This window comes from Nocardia sp. NPDC050710 (assembly GCF_040654375.1).
Taxonomy (GTDB): domain Bacteria; phylum Actinomycetota; class Actinomycetes; order Mycobacteriales; family Mycobacteriaceae; genus Nocardia.
Genome location: NZ_JBFAHV010000020.1, coordinates 149990 through 169060 on the forward strand (window position 1 = coordinate 149990; position 19071 = coordinate 169060).

Annotated in this window: 18 protein-coding genes and 1 pseudogene; 16 read left to right on the top strand and 3 right to left on the bottom strand. The window is 66.8% G+C overall.

Annotated elements, in window-relative coordinates; genetic code table 11:
* Positions 1-36: 36 nt before the first annotated feature.
* Complete coding sequence (locus tag AB0H61_RS28565; protein ID WP_357310422.1) at positions 37-1422, bottom strand: MFS transporter; 1386 nt, start codon at positions 1420-1422, stop codon at positions 37-39.
* Positions 1423-1434: 12 nt separating this feature from the next.
* Positions 1435-3267 (bottom strand): glycoside hydrolase family 15 protein, encoded by a 1833-nt coding sequence (locus AB0H61_RS28570; RefSeq protein WP_357310424.1) that lies wholly within the window; start codon positions 3265-3267, stop codon positions 1435-1437.
* A 399-nt stretch (positions 3268-3666) separates the two neighbouring features.
* On the opposite strand from AB0H61_RS28570, the gene AB0H61_RS28575 reads away from it, so the two are divergent.
* The 16 genes and pseudogenes from AB0H61_RS28575 (at position 3667) to AB0H61_RS28650 (ending at position 18642) form a co-directional block, all read left to right on the top strand.
* Positions 3667-4038, top strand: coding sequence for a hydrogenase maturation nickel metallochaperone HypA (locus AB0H61_RS28575; protein WP_357310426.1), 372 nt, complete (start codon positions 3667-3669; stop codon positions 4036-4038).
* Positions 3999-4844, top strand: a complete 846-nt coding sequence (hypB, locus tag AB0H61_RS28580; RefSeq protein WP_357310428.1) for a hydrogenase nickel incorporation protein HypB — start codon at positions 3999-4001, stop codon at positions 4842-4844. Before AB0H61_RS28575 ends, hypB begins: the two co-directional genes overlap by 40 nt.
* A gap of 83 nt (positions 4845-4927) precedes the next feature.
* Positions 4928-5983: a hydrogenase expression protein HypE gene (locus AB0H61_RS28585; protein WP_357310430.1), complete on the top strand. Its 1056-nt coding sequence runs from the start codon at positions 4928-4930 to the stop codon at positions 5981-5983.
* Between the two features lie 11 nt (positions 5984-5994).
* Positions 5995-7791 (top strand): nickel-dependent hydrogenase large subunit, encoded by a 1797-nt coding sequence (locus AB0H61_RS28590; protein ID WP_357310432.1) that lies wholly within the window; start codon positions 5995-5997, stop codon positions 7789-7791.
* Positions 7792-7823: 32 nt separating this feature from the next.
* Positions 7824-8738, top strand: a complete 915-nt coding sequence (locus tag AB0H61_RS28595) for a NifU family protein (protein WP_357310434.1) — start codon at positions 7824-7826, stop codon at positions 8736-8738.
* Positions 8735-9370: a DUF5947 family protein gene (locus AB0H61_RS28600; RefSeq protein WP_357310436.1), complete on the top strand. Its 636-nt coding sequence runs from the start codon at positions 8735-8737 to the stop codon at positions 9368-9370. Before AB0H61_RS28595 ends, AB0H61_RS28600 begins: the two co-directional genes overlap by 4 nt.
* The gene (locus tag AB0H61_RS28605; protein ID WP_357310438.1) at positions 9367-10014 is read left to right on the top strand and encodes a DUF6084 family protein; all 648 of its coding nucleotides are present in this window, start codon (positions 9367-9369) and stop codon (positions 10012-10014) included. The genes AB0H61_RS28600 and AB0H61_RS28605 overlap by 4 nt, the downstream gene beginning before the upstream one ends.
* Entirely contained in the window at positions 10011-11336 is a 1326-nt protein-coding gene (locus tag AB0H61_RS28610) for a hypothetical protein (protein WP_357310440.1), read from the top strand. The genes AB0H61_RS28605 and AB0H61_RS28610 overlap by 4 nt, the downstream gene beginning before the upstream one ends.
* 154 nt (positions 11337-11490) lie before the next feature.
* Positions 11491-11925, top strand: a pseudogene (locus AB0H61_RS28615) (hydrogenase maturation protease); the annotation flags it as partial.
* 123 nt (positions 11926-12048) lie between these two features.
* Positions 12049-12291 carry a HypC/HybG/HupF family hydrogenase formation chaperone gene (locus tag AB0H61_RS28620; protein ID WP_357310442.1) on the top strand — a complete coding sequence of 81 codons (243 nt, stop codon included), beginning with the start codon at positions 12049-12051 and terminating at the stop codon, positions 12289-12291.
* On the top strand, positions 12288-14603 hold the full coding sequence (gene hypF / locus AB0H61_RS28625; protein ID WP_357310444.1) for a carbamoyltransferase HypF: 2316 nt from the start codon (positions 12288-12290) through the stop codon (positions 14601-14603). The genes AB0H61_RS28620 and hypF overlap by 4 nt, the downstream gene beginning before the upstream one ends.
* A gap of 17 nt (positions 14604-14620) precedes the next feature.
* Positions 14621-14947: a HypC/HybG/HupF family hydrogenase formation chaperone gene (locus AB0H61_RS28630; protein ID WP_357310446.1), complete on the top strand. Its 327-nt coding sequence runs from the start codon at positions 14621-14623 to the stop codon at positions 14945-14947.
* On the top strand, positions 14944-16056 hold the full coding sequence (gene hypD, locus AB0H61_RS28635; protein ID WP_357310448.1) for a hydrogenase formation protein HypD: 1113 nt from the start codon (positions 14944-14946) through the stop codon (positions 16054-16056). Before AB0H61_RS28630 ends, hypD begins: the two co-directional genes overlap by 4 nt.
* Positions 16049-17125, top strand: a complete 1077-nt coding sequence (gene hypE, locus AB0H61_RS28640) for a hydrogenase expression/formation protein HypE (protein WP_357310450.1) — start codon at positions 16049-16051, stop codon at positions 17123-17125. Before hypD ends, hypE begins: the two co-directional genes overlap by 8 nt.
* Positions 17126-17221: 96 nt before the next feature.
* Positions 17222-17911 carry a hypothetical protein gene (locus AB0H61_RS28645; RefSeq protein WP_357310501.1) on the top strand — a complete coding sequence of 230 codons (690 nt, stop codon included), beginning with the start codon at positions 17222-17224 and terminating at the stop codon, positions 17909-17911.
* Positions 17911-18642 carry a DUF6390 family protein gene (locus AB0H61_RS28650; protein ID WP_357310452.1) on the top strand — a complete coding sequence of 244 codons (732 nt, stop codon included), beginning with the start codon at positions 17911-17913 and terminating at the stop codon, positions 18640-18642. Before AB0H61_RS28645 ends, AB0H61_RS28650 begins: the two co-directional genes overlap by 1 nt.
* A gap of 105 nt (positions 18643-18747) precedes the next feature.
* Here AB0H61_RS28650 and AB0H61_RS28655 read toward each other — a convergent pair whose 3' ends face one another.
* Entirely contained in the window at positions 18748-19041 is a 294-nt protein-coding gene (locus AB0H61_RS28655; RefSeq protein ID WP_357310454.1) for a hypothetical protein, read from the bottom strand.
* Positions 19042-19071: the final 30 nt, after the last annotated feature.

Genomic DNA, 19071 nt, shown 5'->3' on the forward strand with positions numbered 1-19071 from the left:
GGGGGCGTGTTTCGCACATTCGGCGCGGCACTGTCATCACCCGCCGGGTGGTCCGGTATCGGCACGTCGGGGCAGCAACGTCGCGGCGACCAAACCTACGATCCCGATGACGGCCAGCGTAATCATCGCGGCGGCGTAGGCTCGACCGGTCAGGGCAGCGGCCAGGATGGTACCGGCGATCGCGGTGCCGAGCGAGGAGCCGAGGTTGGACACGCTGCGCGACAACCCCGAAATCTCGCCTTGTTGGTCGACACCGAAGCTGGATTGAACGACGTTGACCGACGGGGTCAGCATCACTCCCACTCCCACCCCGATCAACAGCAATCCCGGAGCGAAGGCCCAGGGATTCACAGAGCGGCCCGCCAAGGCGACGAGTACGCCGATGCCGACGATGGTCACGAGAAACCCCGCCATGATCAGAGTGCGCTGGGAACGGCGACGCGCCAGTCGCGCCGCGGCGAGCGACGACGCCAGCAGCCCCGCCGTGGCCGCCGTGAAGATAACGCCGGTCTGGATGGCGTCGTATCCCCGCACAACCTGGAGATACGCAGCGACCACGAAGGATGTTCCCATCAGTACCAGCCACTGGACGTGCTGTGTGAGCAGACCGAGGTTGGAGGTGCGGTTGCGGAACAGACTCGTCGAGATCAGCGGCTCGCGGCCGGCCCGCTCCCGGGCGCGGATCGACAGGAAGAACAACGCCAGAACCGCCAAGCCCGCCGCGAGCAGGGCGAGCATCAGCCGGAAATCGTTGTCGGCGGCCAGAATCCCCATCACGATCAGAATCAGCCCGACCGCGGACAGCACCGCGCCCGGGAGGTCGAACGACGCCGTCGGGTCCTCGGGTAGCGGATCGGTGATGCGCCGACCGAGAACTACGATCAACGCGACCACCAGCGCCTGAAACGCGAAGGCCGCGCGCCAGCCGAGCCCGGAGGTGATGAGTCCGCCGAGCAGCGGTCCCGCCGCGGCACCGATGCCGCCCATGGCCATGATCACCCCGAATGCCCGTGCGCGGGAAGTCGTTTCGGTGAACAGCAAGGTCGTCAGGATATAGACGGGCGGGATCAGCATCGCCGTGCCGACACCCTCGAGGATCGAGTTACCCAGGATCAGCACGCCCAGTCCGGGCGCGAGCGCGCTCACCACCGCGCCGACACCGTACACAACCAGACCCGCAACGAAACAGCGTTTGCGGCCGAACCGGTCGGTGATCTTGCCACCGGGAATCATCAGCGCGGCCATGACCAGCAGGAAGGTCGTGATCGCGATCTGCACGCCCTGCACCGTGGTGTTGAGGTCGGCACTGATGTCGTTGATCATCACATTCATATTCGAACCGGCGAAGCTACAGATGAACTGCGCAAGCGCCAGCGGGAGAACCACCGTGCGTGGCGGGCTGGACACCTCGGTACCGGCCATCGGCTCGTCGCCCTATTTGGCCGCCGCCTCGGCCCAATCGAGTTGGTCGTCGAGGGCCATGGCGGCCGCGACCAGAGCGAGGTGGGTGAACGCCTGCGGGAAATTGCCCAGCTGCTCACCGGACGGCCCGATCTCCTCGGCGAACAGTCCGACGTGATTGGCGTAGGTGAGCATCTTGTCGAAGGCGTAGCGGGCCTGCGTCACCCTGCCCGCGCGGGCGAGCGCCTCCACATACAGGAAGCTGCACAGGTTGAAGGTGCCCTCGACGCCGCGCAGTCCGTCCGGAGAGGCCTCGGGGTTGTATCGGTAGACCAGGCTGTCGCTGACCAACTCGTCGTCCATGGCGTCCAACGTGCTCAGCCACGCCGGATCCACCGGTGACAGAAAACCCATCCGGGGCATCAGCAGCAGTGACGCATCGAGCACTTCGGTGGCGTAGTGCTGCACGAACGCCTGCCTTTTCGCATTCCAGCCGCGCTCGACGATCTGCTGGAATACAGCATCCCGCGCTCGTGTCCACCGCGCCACATCCGCGGGCCGCGAGTATGTGGTGGCCAGGCGAATACCGCGATCGAATGCGACCCAGGTCATCAGCCGGCTGTAGGTGAAATCCTGTCGGCCGCCACGGGTTTCCCAGATTCCTTCGTCGGGCCGGTCCCAGTTGTCGGTCAGCCAGTCGGTCAGATTCGCGAATGTCCGCCATCCTTCGATGCCGCCGATATCGGAGGCCTGTGCCAGCGCGTCGGCGGCCTCACCGTAGATGTCGAGCTGGACCTGATCGGCCGCCGCATTGCCGACCCGCACCGGCGCCGAGCCCCGGTAGCCCTCCAGATGGGTGAGCACCTCCTCCTCCAGCTTGGGGTCGCCGTCGATCCGATACATGATCTGCAATGGCTCGCCGGATGCGGTGCCGCCGGCGTCGATGCGCCCGCGCAGCCAACGTCGGAAGGCATGGGCTTCCTCGGTGAAGCCGAGATCGATCAGCGCCCGTACCGACAGGGAGGCATCCCGGATCCAGGTGTAGCGGTAGTCCCAGTTGCGCTCACCACCCACCTGCTCCGGCAATCCCATCGTGGCCGCCGCGATCGGGGCTCCCGTCGGCGCGTAGGTGAGCAGCTTCAACGTGATCGCGGAACGATTGACCATGTCCCGCCAGCGGCCTCTATAGGTGGAGGAGCGCAGCCAGGACTGCCAGAAGCCGCGACACTGTTCGAGCTCGGCGGCGATATCGCTGAGCGCCGGATGCGCCGGAGCTGGGCCGTCGCCGGCCATGCTGGTCAACACCACCACGGCGGTCTCACCTTCGGAGAGCGTGAACCGTGCCGTGATGTCACCGTTGTCGTCCTGTAGCGCTATCGAGTCGGTGGCCTGCAAGTGCAGATCTGTTTCCGGGCCATGGAACACCACTGCCCGGTTGTCGATCCGCTCCAGAGTGTGCGCGGCGCGACCGTAGTCGAATCGCGGGCGGCAGGTGAGCGTGAAGGTCAGAGTTCCACGCACTACCCGGACCACGCGCACCAGGCGATGCCGATCGGTGGGCGCGGGATCCCGAATCGGTTCCATGAAATCCCCGACCTCACCAACCCCCTCGGCCGCCATGAACCGGGTGAGAAGAATGGCCGTATCCGACATATACAGCTGGCGGACTGTCGCATCCCGGGCGGTGGAATCCACGGCCAATCGGCAGAAACCTCCACGCTCACTGTCCAATAGCGAGGCGAAAATACTCGGCGAGTCGAACCTGGGTGTGCACCACCAGTCGATCGTGCCCGCCGAGGAGACCAGAGCCGCAGTCTGTAAATCGCCGATGATGCCGTGCTCGGCGATCGGTGGATACGCGTTCATAACCGCTCCTTCACGCATAGGGCAGTGGACATAGCGGATCGCCAGATGTGGCACAGCTCGAACGTTGCATCATCAATCCGGAAACATTGCCTTCCAGTGTGCGTCAGGACGGCGCCGAACGGGGAGTGAGCGGAAGAAAAGCAGATACTGCGCCAACGGACGGCCGCCGGGCGAAGTATCCACAACGGCGAGCAAGCGCCTATTTCGAGTCTGTTTTGCCGGGTGTACTTCGTACATTTCGGCAGGAGCCACACGCGACGCCTCGCGAATCCGACGCCGGTCGGCGAGGCGCCCCGTCTTCGACGTGAACCTTCGATTTGCTGTGTCGTAGCTGATTTCGCGCGACAGTGCTCGTCGCCGGGTAATCTCAAAGGATCCGCTCGATGGATCGAGGCTGCGGTGCATGAAATGGCAATCACCCAGAGCGTCATCGACGCCGTCTGCGAGCACGCGGAGGGACGGCGGGTGCACGCCGTCACCGTCGAAGTCGGCGCGCTGTGCGCCGTCGTACCCAAGGCCATGCGGTTCTGCTTCGAACTGGCGGCCGAGGCAACGGTGGCGGAGGGCGCGCAGCTGATGCTGGTGGAGGTTCCGGGCGTTGCGACATGCCGGACCTGCGGCGCCGAATTCCATCTGTCCGATCCGATCCTGCTATGCCCCTGCGGCAGCGCCGATGTGGAGATCCAATCCGGGCGCGAGCTGCGTATCCGATCGATGGAGGTGAGCGAGATATGTGCGCAACCTGCGGATGCGGGGACGACGCGGCGGTGATTCGCGTCCCGCATGAGCGGCACCACGACGACGGCCACGACCACTCGTCCGAGCACGACCACGGTCACCCACACGACCACCACCACGGGCCCGGCGCCGACCACGTCCACGTGCCGGCCACCGAGACGGTCAGCCTGGAACTGAAGGTCCTCGCCAAAAACGACGAACTGGCCCAACACAATCGCGCCTGGCTGGCCGAGCGCGACATCCTGGCGTTCAATATGACCAGCTCGCCGGGCGCAGGCAAGACGACCCTGCTGGAGCGAACCATCCGCGATCTCGACGAGGCGCCGATCGCGGTGATCGAGGGCGACCAGGCGACGCTGCTGGACGCCGAACGGATCAAGGCGACCGGCTGCCGGGTGGTCCAGATCAATACCGGCGCAGGTTGCCACCTCGATGCCGAGATGATGTACCGAGCGCTGGAGACCCTCGATCCCGCTCCGGGAGCGCTGCTGTTCGTCGAGAATGTCGGCAATCTGGTCTGTCCGGCGCTCTTCGATCTCGGCGAGCGGGACAAGGTTGTAGTCATTTCGGTGACCGAGGGGACAGACAAACCGCTGAAATACCCACATATGTTCCAGGCCGCAAGCCTGGTGCTCATCAACAAGATTGATCTGTTGCCCTACGTCGATTTCGACCTGGACAAATGTCGTGCCTACGCGGCCTCGGTACACCCAGGTGTCGAGGTTCTTCCGATCTCGGTGACCACGGGAGAAGGAATGTCGCGCTGGTATGACTGGCTTGCGGCGCAACGCCGCGAGGCCCGCTCGGCGGCCCTTGAGGAAGCCTCCGGGCGGGCCTAATATGACGTGATCAGGATCACTGGTGACTTTCTTCGAGAAAGGTGAGATCGCCCCCGGTGATTCACTGCGGAAGGTGGCACTAGATGCCCACTCAGGAAGCAGTTCAAGCCGAAGATACGTTGATCCACGTTCTTTGGATCAATGCGGGACTCAGTTGTGACGGTGACTCGGTAGCATTGACCGCGGCCACGCAGCCGAGTATCGAGGAAATCGCTCTCGGCGCTCTGCCCGGCCTCCCGAAGATCGCGGTGCACTGGCCGCTCATCGATTTCGAGTGCGGGCCGACGGGTGGCGCCGACGATTTTATGGAATGGTTCTTCAAGGCCGACCGCGGCGAGCTCGAGCCGTTCGTCCTGGTGGTGGAGGGTTCGATTCCGAACGAGCGATTGCACGTGGACGGCTACTGGTGCGGGTTCGGCAACAATCCGGCTACCGGCCAGCCCATGACCACAAGTGAGTGGCTGGACCGTCTCGCTCCGAAGGCCACCGCCATCGTGGCGGCCGGAACCTGCGCGACCTACGGCGGCATCCACGCGATGGCGGGCAACCCGACCGGAGCGATGGGTGTGCCGGACTACCTCGGCTGGGATTGGAAGAGCAAGGCGGGCATCCCGATCGTCTGCGTGCCCGGGTGCCCGATACAACCGGACAATCTGTCGGAGACGCTGACCTATCTGCTCTATATGGCGACCGAACAGGCGCCGATGATCCCGCTCGACGAAGCGCTCCGGCCCAAGTGGCTGTTCGGCGCGACCGTGCACGAGGGTTGCGACCGGGCGGGCTACTACGAGCAGGGCGAATTCGCCACCGAATACGGTTCGCCGAAATGCATTGTGAAGCTGGGCTGTTGGGGCCCGGTTGTCAAATGCAACGTGCCCAAGCGCGGATGGCTCAACGGCGTGGGCGGCTGCCCGAACGTCGGCGGCGTCTGCATCGGCTGCACCATGCCGGGATTCCCCGACAAGTTCATGCCGTTCATGGACGAACCTCCCGGCGGAAAGTTCTCGTCCACCGCATCGGGGCTCTACGGATCCGTGATCCGCAGCCTCCGTCACATCACCGGCCGCACGGTCGACAAGGAGCCGCACTGGCGGCACAAGGGCCAAAAGCTGGAGACCGGCGCGACCCGAACCTGGTAGGAGGATCTCCGATGACACAGATCATCCCCGAGCCGTCGCACCGAACAATCGACCCGGACCGTCTCGTCGAGATGTCGTGGGACCCGATCACCCGCATCGTCGGCAGCCTCGGCATCTACACCAAAATCGACTTCGACAACCGGGAAGTGGTCGAGTGCCACAGCACCTCGTCCATCTTCCGCGGCTACTCGATCTTCATGCGCGGCAAGGACCCTCGCGACGCCCACTTCATCACCAGTCGCATCTGCGGTATCTGCGGCGATAACCACGCGACCTGTTCGTGCTATTGCCAGAACATGGCCTACGGCGTGAAGCCGCCGAACCTGGGCGAGTGGATTGTCAACCTCGGCGAGGCCGCCGAGTACATGTTCGACCACAACATCTTCCAGGAGAACCTGGTCGGCGTGGACTTCTGCGAGAAGATGGTCGCCGAGACCAATCCCGGCGTCCTGGCCAGGGCGGAGAAGACCGAGGCGCCGCACGCCGGTGACCACGGCTACCGCACGATCGCCGACATCATGCGCGCGCTCAACCCGTTCACCGGCGATTTCTATCGTGAGGCGCTCCAGGTCAGCCGCTACACCAGGGAGATGTTCTGCCTGATGGAAGGCAGGCACGTGCATCCGTCGACGCTCTACCCCGGCGGTGTCGGCACCGTCGCGACGGTTCAGCTGATGACCGACTACATGACCCGGCTGATGCGCTACGTCGAGTTCATGAAGAAGGTCGTGCCGATGCACGACGACCTGTTCGACTTCTTCTACGAGGCGCTGCCCGGCTACGAACAGGTCGGCCTGCGACGCACGCTGCTGGGCTGCTGGGGCTCGTTCCAGGATCCCGAGGTCTGCAATTTCCAGTACAAGGACATGGAGAACTGGGGCCGCAAGATGTTCGTCACCCCGGGCGTCGTGGTGGACGGCAAGCTCCTCACCACCTCCCTGGTCGACATCAACCTCGGCATCCGAATCCATTTGGGCAGTTCGTATTACGACGACTGGACCGATCAGGAGATGTTCGTGAAGAACGATCCGCTCGGTAACCCGATTGACCGGCGGCACCCCTGGAACCAGCACACCAATCCCAAGCCGCAGAAGCGCGATCTGGAAGACAAATACAGCTGGGTGATGTCGCCGCGCTGGTTCGACGGCACCGACCACCTCGCTCTCGACACCGGCGGCGGTCCGCTGGCGCGGCTGTGGTCGACGGCGCTGGCCAACCTGGTCGACATCGGCTATGTGAAGTCGACCGGCAAGAGTGTGCAGATCAACCTGCCCAAGACCGCGCTCAAAGGCCCGGTCACCTTGGAATGGAAGATCCCCGCGCACGGAAGCAACACCATCGAACGCAACCGGGCCCGCACCTACTTCCAGGCATACGCGGCGGCGTGCGCGGTGCACTTCGCGGAGAAGGCGCTCGCGGAGATCCGGGCAGGCCACACCAAGACCTGGGAGAAGTTCGAGGTGCCCGACGAGAGCATCGGCTGCGGCTTCACCGAGGCGGTGCGCGGTGTGCTGTCGCACCACATGGTGATCCGGGACGGGAAGATCGCGAACTACCACCCGTATCCGCCGACGCCGTGGAATGCCAGTCCACGCGACGAATCCGGCACGCCGGGCCCGTACGAGGACGCGGTACAGGGCCAGCCGATTTTCGAAGAAAACGACCGCGAGCACTTCAAGGGCATCGACATCATGCGCACCGTGCGCAGTTTCGATCCCTGCCTGCCCTGCGGTGTGCACATGTACCTCGGCAACGGACAGACGGTCGAGAAGCTGCACTCCCCGACGCAGACACTGACCGGGGAGTGAGTCCACAGCGGGCGAAGCGACAGGAGGTGGCGGTGAACGATCACCCGGACGACCAGCATGACGCGACGCCCGACGACAATCGGTGGCGCGAGGCGGGCGAGCGCATCGAAACGCTGCTGGAGGCGAGTTCGGCGGGCGGCACCCTGGCCCGCGAGCGTGCCGAACAACTGGTGCGTGAAGTCGCCGAACTCTACGGCGCGGGCCTGGCCCGCGTGCTCCAGTTGCTGGACGCGGCGGCGATCGAGCGGCTGGCGCGCGACGATCTCGTCGCCAGCCTGCTGCTGGTGCACGGGCTGCACCCGCACGACCTCGACACCCGGGTGCGCACGGCGCTGGACAGTGTGCGCCCGTATCTCGGTTCGCACGGCGGCGACGTCAGCCTGGTCGATATCGTCGACGGCGTTGTCCGCCTGGAACTGGCGGGCAGTTGCCGCAGCTGCCCGTCCTCGTCGGTAACTCTGGAACTGGCCGTCGAGGACGCGGTGCGGGCGGCGGCGCCGGAAATCGAGTCCATCGAAGTTGTTGCCGCGCAGCCGGAGTCGGCGGGACTGATCTCCGCCGACTCGCTGTTCTCGCGGGTGCATACGGAAGGCCACCGGTCCGGCAGCTGGATCGCGGTCCCCGAACTGGCAGATCTCGACGCCGGTGAGGTGGGCGGGTTCACCGTCGGCGGGCTCGCGGTGCTGGCTTGCCGGGTGGGTGACAACGTATTCGCCTACCGGGACCACTGCCCGGCGTGTGACAACTCCCTCGCGGGCGCCGCCCTGCACCGTCGCGTCGGCCATCCGGTCGGTGACGCCGTGCTGCGCTGCCCGAACTGCCGCGCGCATTTCGACGTCGTGCACGCCGGAGCGCGCGTGGACGGCGACGGACATCTCGAGCCGCTTCCGGTGCTCGTGCGCTCCGGCGAACTGTCGGTCGCGGTGCCGGTGGGGGTGCATGGGTGAACACGCCGTTTCGGGTCCTGAAGCGCATCACCGCGGATCGCTCACCCACGCCGCGGGTGGGTGAGCGATGCGAGATGTGCGCCGAGCCGATCGCCGATGAACACCAGCACGTCGTGAATGTCGAAGGCAGGCAACTGATGTGTGTCTGTCGCAGCTGCTATCTGCTGTTCGTGGACCAGACCGCGGCCCTGCGTTATCGGGCGGTGCCGGATCGGTATCTCACATTCCCCGACTTCACGATCAGCCAGGGGGAGTGGGACGCGTTGGATATACCGGTGGGGCTGGCGTTCTTCTTCCGCAACTCCGCGCTGCAACGGACGGTGGCGTTCTATCCGGGACCGGCAGGCGCGACCGAATCGGAACTTCCACTGGCGGAGTGGAATTCGATCCTGGAGCGACATCCCGAACTGAATGTGCTCGCCGCCGACGTCGAGGCGCTGCTGATCCGGGTGCCCGAACGCGGAACCGCCGCGGCGAGCTGCCTGCTGCTGCCGATCGACGCCTGCTACGAGTTCGTCGGCCGGATGCGGCAGCTGTGGCGCGGCTTCGACGGCGGGCAGGACGTGCGGCGCTACCTGGACGATTTCTTCGAAACCGTTTCGGCTCGCGCGCACCCCGGCGGTGCCGCATGAGCCCTGTCTACTCGACGACGTTCCACGTGCTGGACATGAAGCCGGAGCCGTACGCCGTCGCCCCGATCCTGTCGGCACGGGTCGGTATCGCCGCGCTCGCGGAGGAACCCGTGCACGCGATCGCTCTGCGCGCGCAGGTCCGTATCGAACCGTTCCGTCGCGGCTATTCCGAGGAGGAGAGCGAGGGCCTGGTCGATCTGTTCGGCCCGCGCGAGCGCTGGCGCGATACTCAACGGTCGTTTCTCTGGATGCACTGCGCCACCATGGTTCCCGGGTTCACCGGCGGCACCGAGGTGGATCTGCCGATGCCGTGCACCTACGACTTCGAGGTGACCGGGTCGAAGTATCTGCACGCGCTGCGCGAGGGCACGGTGCCGCTACTGTTCCTGTTCAGCGGCACCGTCTTCTTCAAGGGCAGCGGTGGATTCGCGATCCAGCAGATTCCCTGGGACCGCGACGACAAGTTCGATATGCCGATCTCGGTCTGGCACAACCTGATAGCGGCACAATTCCCGAATACCGGATGGCTGCGCCTGCACCGGGACACCCTCGACGCGCTCGCCGCCTACAAGGCCGGTCATGGCCTGCTCGGATTCGATGACGCGGTGACCAAGCTACTGTCCTGTTCACAGGAGTTGCCATGACCGCCGATCCCAGTGTCAGGGCCCGCGCCGTCGCCGACGCGGTGCTCTACGAGGGCTATCTGCTCTATCCCTATCGGGCGAATTCGCGCAAGAACCAGTCGCGCTGGCAGTTCGGTGTGCTGGGACCGGATGGGGCCGCGGCGGCCGGGATCGGCGAGGAGTCGGCGATGTCGGCGCAGTGCCTGATCGATCCCGCAGCGGACCCGATGCTCACCATCACGATCAGATTCCTTCAGCTACAGCGGCGACAGGTCGTGGACGGCGCGGGCACACCGGTCGCGGAACTGAGCGTCGGCACGCAGTCGTGGCTGTCCTGGGACGAGGCGGTCGCGCGAGAACTCGTCATCGGACCGCTGATGCCCGCGAATCTCGTACGGCCACTGCGGGTTCCCGGCGGGACCGACACCGAGGAGATCACCGACTCGTCGGGACGGGTAGTGGGGACGTTCGTACGGACCCGTCTGCCGCTCGATGGCGAAATCGAACTCGAGCTCGACCGCGACGGCGGGTACCTCCGGCTTTCGATCTCGGTGCGCAACGCGGGCCCGGCCGCGACCGATAAGCAGGACGCCATCGCACGATCGATGATCGGCGCGCACGTCATCGCGGATATCGCAGGCGGACAGTTCGTTTCGCTGCTCGAACCGCCGCCCGCTGCCGAGGCTGCGGCGCAGCGCTGCACCCGGCACCGCTGCTTCCCCGTGCTCGCCGGTCCGCCCGGCGACCACAGCGTGCTGTTGATCTCGCCGATCATCCTCTACGACCACCCGGAGATCGCCGAGCAGAGCGAAGGTCCGCTGTTCGACTCCACCGAAATCGACGAGATCCTCACTCTGCGTGTCATGACGATGACCGACGAGGAGAAGGCCCAGGCGCGCGCGACCGATCCACGTGCCGCCGAGATCATCGATCGCTGCGACAGCATGACGCCCGAGGCGATGCGGCAGTTACATGGCGTGTTGCGTGATCCGCATCTCGACCGGCCGCAACTGATCCCACAGGTTCCCGAGGGCATCGATTGGTGGGACCCGTTGGCCGACAACGCCGTTCGCCCGGAATCGGACGCCGTGCCGGTCGCGGGTGTGCTGGTGCGCAAAGGCAGCCGGGTCCGGTTGCACCCATCACGGCGCGCCGACGCCCAGGACCTGTTCTTCGACGGCAAACCCGCCCGCGTCATCTCGGTGCACGAGGATGTGGACGGGCAGGCGCACGTCGGGGTCGTGCTGGACGACGACCCCGCGGCCGATCTGCACGAATGGTACGGCCGCTACCTGTATTTCGCGCCCGACGAACTGGAACCCCTCGACAGCCCCGAGAAGTGAAAGGAAGTCCGCTATGGAAACGGTGGGAGTGATCGCGACGGCCGTTGTAGCCGTGCTGGCGGCGGCCGGTGTGTATGTGGGCCTGCGGTCGATACCGGATCTCCGGCGCTATCTGAAGATCCGGCACATGTAGGGCGAGCCGACGGCCGCGGTACTGATCGCCGGGATCGGCAATATCTTCCTCGGCGACGACGGATTCGGCCCCGAGGTGGTGCGGCGGCTGCCGCACCACCCCGATATCGGTGTGCGCGTGGTGGATTACGGCATACGCGGTATGCACCTCGCCTACGACCTGCTCGACGCCTGGGACGCGCTCGTGCTGATCGACGCGGTGCCCAATCGTGGAGCCCCGGGCACCGTCGAGGTGTTCCGCGCGGCGCCCGAGGATGCGGACACCGCACAGCTCGACGCGCACGCGATGACTCCGGCCGCAGTGTTCGCCGGGGTGCGTGCGCTGGGCGGTGTGCTGCCGCCGACCGTCGTCGTCGGCTGCCAAGTCGCTTCCGTGCAGGAGGGAATCGGCTTATCCGCGCCGGTCGCCGCCGCGGTGGACGACGCGGTCGCCGCCGTCGGCCGTGTCCTCGCCGACCTGGTGCCCACCGGTACCGGGCCCCGCCCGGCCGCGCAGGTCGGTGCGGTGGACGGAGCCGACGTGATGCCCGACGGCGGGACGCCGCTCCCACCGACCACGGTGCGACAGGAGGAATAACCGATGTGTCTTGGCATCCCGGGACGAGTGGTGGACATCCTCGATGGCTACCACGGCCAGGTCGCTCTCGTCGATGTGTCCGGGGAGCAGCGGAAGGTGAATATCGGCCTACTAGAGGATGATCCGGCGCGGCCGGGGGACTGGGTGATCATCCACATGGGCTTCGTCGTGGAGAAAACAGACGAGGAGGGCGCCGCGGCGGCCATGGACGGGCTGCGCCTGCTACAGCGCGGAGACCAGGGATGAGCCCCGATCGGTTGCGCCGCCGCCTGCTCGTGCGCGGTGTGGTCCAGGGCGTCGGATTCCGGCCGTTCGTCTACACCACTGCCGCCGAACTGGCGTTGTCCGGCAGCGTCGGCAACGACAGCAGTGGGGTAGTCATCGAAATCGAAGGCGCGCGAACGGATCTGGACGAATTCGCCGATCGGCTGCGCTTGCGGCCACCGCCGCTCGCGGTGGTCGAATCGGTCGACCAGGCCGATATTCCGGTGCGCGGCGGCACCGGATTCCACATTGCCGACACCACCCGCGACGGCGGTGGGCGCACGCTTGCCTCACCCGATGTCGCCCTCTGCGCGGACTGCGAGCGCGAGCTGCGCGACCCGGCCGACCGCCGCTACCGCCACCCGTTCGTGAACTGCACCAATTGCGGTCCGCGGTTCACCATCATCGCGAGTCTGCCCTACGACCGTGAGCGGACCTCGATGGCGGACTTCGCGATGTGCGATCTATGCGCTCGGGAATACACCAACCCCGCCGACCGCCGCTTCCACGCCCAGCCGATCGCCTGCCCCGATTGTGGCCCGACGCTGGCGTACTCGGGGCCCGGCGAGGGTGACCCACTGGCCGCCGCGCGAGAGCTGTTGCGCGCGGGCGGAATCCTCGCGGTCAAAGGCATCGGTGGCTATCACCTCGCCTGCGACGCCGCGAACGAGGCGGCCGTGGCCGAGCTGCGCAGGCGTAAACGCCGTGGCGACAAGCCCTTCGCCGTCATGGTGCCCGATCTCGCGACGGCTCGAACCATCGTCGTGGTGGACGATGCGGCCGCAACGCTGCTGACCGGCCCGGCCCGGCCGATCGTGCTGCTTCCCCGCCGGTCCGCACCCGCGGGAGCCCGCCCGGTGGACCCCGATCCGGAGACCTCCGGATCCGCCGCCGAATCCGTGGCGCCCGGCAATCCTGACCTGGGCGTCATGCTCGCCTATACCCCGCTGCATCTGCTGCTGTTCGGCTTACCCGGAGATCCGCCCGGTCCGCTGGCATTGGTGATGACCTCGGGCAACCTCGGCGGTGAGCCGATCTGTTATGAGGACGGCGACGCCCGCACCCGCCTCGCCGAGTTGGCCGACGGCTGGCTGTCACACAACCGGCGGATCCTGGTGCCCTGCGACGACTCGGTGGTGCGTGCGCTGGACGGCCACGAGCTGCCCATCCGTCGTTCGCGCGGCTATGCCCCGCTACCACTGGCGCTGCCGGTCCCACTGCCGCCGACCCTCGCGGTAGGCGCCGATCTGAAGAACACCTGCGCCGTGGCCGACGGGCGCTACGCCTGGCTGAGCCAGCACATCGGCGATATGGACGACCTGGCCACGCTGCGCTCCTTCGATACCGCGCAACGACATCTCGAAGAGCTCACCGGGGTGCGCCCGGTGCAGCTGGTCACCGACGCGCATCCCGGCTACCGCTCCGCCGCGTGGGCGCGCGGGCATGCGGGTGAGCGCGCGGTGTATACCGTGCAGCACCACCACGCTCATATCGCCGCCGTGATGGGCGAGCACGGGCTCGGCGCCACCGAGCAGGTGGTCGGCATCGCCTTCGACGGCACCGGATACGGTCCGGACGGCGCGGTGTGGGGTGGTGAAGTCCTGCTGGCGGGCTACAAGGGTTACCGGAGGCTGGCGCACCTGAACTACGTGCCGCTGGCCGGTGGCGATCTCGCGGTCCGCAGGCCCTACCGCATGGCGTTGGCGCATCTGTGGGCCGCCGGGATCGACTGGGACCAAGAGATTCCCGCGGTCGCGGCCTGCCCCCAAGAGGAAAGGCGGGTACTGGTCCACCAATTCGAGACCGGGCTCGGCTGCGCGCCCACCTCGAGCATGGGCAGGCTGTTCGACGCGGTGTCCTCGTTGATCGGCGTACGGCACGTGGTCGACTACGAGGCACAGGCGGCGATCGAGCTGGAAGGGCTGTCGCGCGGCGGGGCGCGGGGCCGAACCGAGTACCGGTTCCCATCCAGCACGGGCGATCCCGCCGTGATAGACGCCGCGCCGGTGATCGCGGCCGTGTTGGCCGATGTCCGCGCCGGCGTGCCCTCCGCCGTGGTCGGCGCGCGGTTCCATGGGGCCGTCGCCCAGTTGGTGCTCGACCTCGCGGTGCGCTATGCCGCGCCCTCGGCGGCCGTCGCTCTGTCCGGCGGCGTCTTCCAGAACGCCCTGCTGCTCACGCGGTCGTGTGCGCTGCTGCGGGACAACGGGTTCACCGTAATCAGCCATCGCCGACTACCGCCCAATGACGGCGGCCTCGCGTTCGGCCAACTCCTCGCGTGTAGCGAGGGATGAGCGGAAGGAGAGCAACGATGTGTCTTGCGGTACCAGGAAAGGTGCTCAGCCTGCACGAACGCGATGGCACGTTGATGTCGGTCGTCGATTTCGGTGGCGTGCACAAGGACGTGTGCCTGCAATACATCCCGGACGCGGCGATCGGCGATTACGTCGTGGTCCACGTCGGCTTCGCGATCCAGCGGCTGGACGAGGAGTCCGCGCTCGAGACCCTGGCCGAGTTCGAACACCTCGGTGTACTGAACGAGGAATTCGGCGACGGCTTCGCCATCGCCGCCGAACAGGCGGGTCTCGACAATCCCGCAGCCGAGCAACCACGCGAGGAACCAGAGGTGACACCATGAAGTATCTGGACGAATTCAGCAACCCCGAGTTGGCCCAGAACCTGCTCGACCGGATTCGCGCCGCGACCAGCAGGCGTTGGGCCATTATGGAAGTCTGTGGCGGACAAACCCATTCGATCATCCGGCACGGCATCGACCAGTTGCTCCCCGATCAGATCGAGATGATTCACGGTCCCGGCTGTCCCGTCTGCGTCACCCCGCTCGAGGTGATCGACAAGGCGTTGGAGATCGCCGCCCGGCCCGGGGTGATCTTCTGCTCCTTCGGGGACATGCTGCGCGTACCGGGCAGCACCAAAGATCTGTTCCGGGTCAAGAGCGAGGGCGGCGACGTCCGGGTGGTCTACTCACCGCTGGACGCGCTCAACCTGGCCAAGGAGAACCCCGATCGCGAGGTCGTCTTCTTCGGCATCGGTTTCGAGACCACAGCACCGGCCAATGCCATGACGGTGTACCAAGCGAAGCGGCTCGGCATCCGGAACTTCTCGCTGCTGGTGTCGCATGTGCTCGTGCCGCCGGCCATCGCCGCGATCATGGAGTCGCCGACCTGCCGGGTGCAGGCATTCCTCGCCGCCGGGCACGTGTGCACCGTGATGGGCACCGACGAATACCCGCCGCTGGCCGAGAAATACCGGGTTCCCATGGTGGTCACCGGATTCGAGCCGCTGGACATCCTGGAAGGCATCCGCCGCACCGTGCTGCAACTGGAGGCAGGCAGGCACGAACTGGAGAACGCCTATCCCCGCGCGGTCGCCTCGGCGGGCAACCCGGCCGCGAAAGCCATGCTGCAGGACGTCTTCGAGGTGACCGACCGGGCCTGGCGCGGCATCGGCATGATTCCCGGCAGCGGCTGGCGGCTGTCGGAGCGCTACCGCGAGTTCGACGCCGAACAACGCTTCTCGGTCGGCGATCTGCACACCGCCGAGTCGTCGATCTGCCGCTCGGGTGAGGTGCTACAGGGACTCATCAAACCGCACGAGTGCGCGGCCTTCGGCAAGGAATGCACGCCGCGAAAGCCGTTGGGCGCCACCATGGTGTCCTCCGAGGGCGCGTGCGCCGCCTACTACCTGTACCGGCGGCTCGATCTTCCGGCGGAGGTGGCCCATGCCTGAGAACGGCGGCCCGCCCGTGGCCATCGATATGGAGGGCTGGGTGTGCCCGATGCCGCTGCGGGATTCGCCGAATATCGTGATGGGCCACGGCGGTGGCGGCGCGATGTCCGGGGAGCTGATCGAGCATCTGTTCCTGCCCGCATTCGGCTCGGCCGCGCGCGCGGAGATGGGCGATTCGGCAGTGGTCACGCTCGGCGGCGCCCGGCTGGCGTTCTCCACGGACTCCTTCGTGGTCAAGCCGATCGTGTTCCCCGGAGGCACGATCGGCGAACTCGCGGTCAACGGCACGGTGAACGATCTGGCCATGGCCGGTGCGCGGCCGATGGTGCTGTCGACCGCGTTCATTCTGGAGGAGGGCACGGCGCTGGCCGATATCGCGCGCATCGCCCAGGCGGTGGGCACCGCCGCCCTGGCGGCGGGAGTCCACCTGGTCACCGGGGATACCAAGGTGGTCGACGCCGGGCACGGTGACGGGATCTTCCTCAACACCGCGGGAATCGGCCTCGTCGACCCCGGCGTCGATATCCGGCCGCAGCGTGCGACGCCGGGCGACGTCGTACTCGTCAGCGGTGATATCGGAGTGCACGGTGTCGCGGTGCTGAGCTGCCGTGAGGGATTGGAGTTCGGCACCACTGTGCTCAGCGATACCGCGCCGCTCCACGGATTGGTCGCCGCGATGCTGGCGACCGGCGCCGACGTGCACGTGCTGCGCGATCCCACGCGCGGCGGCGTCGCCGCCGCGCTCAACGAGATCGCTCGGGCCGCGAATGTCGGTGTGGCGCTGGATGAGCGGCAGCTTCCGGTCCCGGACGAGGTGCGCGACGCCTGCGGGCTGCTCGGGCTGGACCCGATGTATGTGGCCAACGAGGGCAAGCTCCTCGCGTTCGTCGCCCCCGAGGACGCCGATCGGGTACTCGCGGCCATGCGGGAACACCCGCTGGGTGCCCAGGCCGCGGCCATCGGTCACTGCGTCGGCGAACACGCCGGAATGGTGGTGGCCCGCACGGCTCTCGGCGGCACCCGCGTGGTGGATCTGCCCGCGGGAGAACAGCTGCCGCGTATCTGTTGAGACGGCGGGCTCCACCGTCCGAAGTGAGAAGGCGAGGTATTCGTTATCGTCGAGGTCGCCGATGCACCCGCGGTGGCGCGCGGCGCGTGGGCCGGGCTGGACCGGCGGCAGCGTCGCGATGTCGCCGGGATGGCTCTCGTCATCGTGGCGCTGCACATCCTCGGGTGGGCGACGCTGCTGCTACTCGTGGTTCCCGGCGGTTACGTCGTGGACGGCGCGGTATTCGGCGTCGGCCTCGGCGTCACCGCCTACACACTCGGGATGCGGCACGCCTTCGACGCCGACCACATCGCCGCGATCGACAACACGACCCGAAAACTGGTGGCCGACGGGCGGAAACCGCTGTCGGTCGGATTCTGGTTCGCGCTCGGGCACTCCACCATCGTGTTCGTCCTCGTCGCACTGCTCGCGTTCGGCGTCAAGGCACTCGCGGCGAATCTGCGGGACGAGAACTCCGGGTTGCAGCGGTGGACCGGCGTATTCGGCACCGGCGTCTCGGGAACCTTCCTCCTCCTCATCGGCCTGCTGAATCTGGTATCGCTCACCGGGCTGTCGGTTGCCGTCGCCTTGCTGATCGGCGCGCAGGAGATCATCTCGATACTGACCGACAAGCTCGGCATCACCAGCGGTCCGGTGGCCTGGGTCGGCGATCTGGATCTCGGCGCGCTCGGCTTCCTCGTCGTCGGCCTGTTCGTGCTCACCTGGGCGATCGCCGTCGGCATATGGCGACTCGGCGGGCTCGAGCAGCGGTGGTGCGTCGACCGCGCCGGAGAGGGGCCCGGCTGATGACGGGCGGTGGCGCGGAGATGTTCGCCCGGTATGCGTACGCCCCCAACCAACTCGGTTTCTGTGGGCCACCCGACGCGGCCGCGTTGCGGGACGGATCGGATGACCAGGTGCGAGCGGTGGCGCGGCGGTTCACCGGTGCGTGGCCGTATCTGCGGGTGATGGCGACGATGACCGGGATCGTCGACCCGCTGGATCGCCGCCTCGTCGAATCCTATTGGCTGGGCGGCGGAATCGGCGCGAACCTGGACCCGGCCGAGTTCACCGCCGAGTTGCTGGCGTTGCTCGGACCGGTTGCGGGCAGGTACTGGGCGCATCTGGGCCCGGAACTGGCCGACGAGGCCGCGGCCAACCACTGCTTCCACGTCTTCGGCGTGTACCCGTGGTCACGGCTGGTCGGGCACGGTAACGGGCATCCACTACACGTGCTCGACAGTTGCCGAATCACCTGGGGGACGGTGGTCGACCGCACCGACGACGAGATCGCGCTGCGCTGCCGCAAGCTGAGCTGGGACGGGCGGCAGCTCGTACTCACGGCGGAAACGGTGCAGCCGATGCCGATCCGGGTGGACGGCTACGCGGCGGTGCCCGATGTGTCGGCGGGGGAGCAGGTCGCGGTGCATTGGGGGCGACTGTGCGGACGTCTGGACGACGCCCAGGTGCGCGCCTTGACGGCCAGCACGATGCGCCAGCTCGAGGTCACCAACCAGCGGCTTGCCACCCGACGGTGAGACCGATATCTCGCGGGTGGAGCTTTCCCTCGCCGTGCGAAGTTCGGTTATTCCGTCGAACCACAACCGATTCGGCGCAGCTACGGTGAATCATCTTCCGCCCGTTCAGGACTCCGGCGGAAGTATCGGCGACGCGAACATCTCCTCCAGCGGGGTCGGGCCGTTGTAGCGGCGGCAGTTGCAGCCGACCCACTCCCGCAGGCCGTGAGTGCCCTTACGAGAGATCTGGGCGTGACAGGTGCCTGCGGCCCGGTCGTGCAGCGCCAGATCGTGACCGCAACCGCAGCGCGCGCGAAGTTTCGACCCGAACTGGGCTCGCCGCCGATGCCCGAACCGACCACATACCCAGCCGACACCGACCAGACCGCCACCGACCGCAAGGCTGAGAGGATCCAACATACTTGCAGAATACGTAGCGAGGACGTCGAA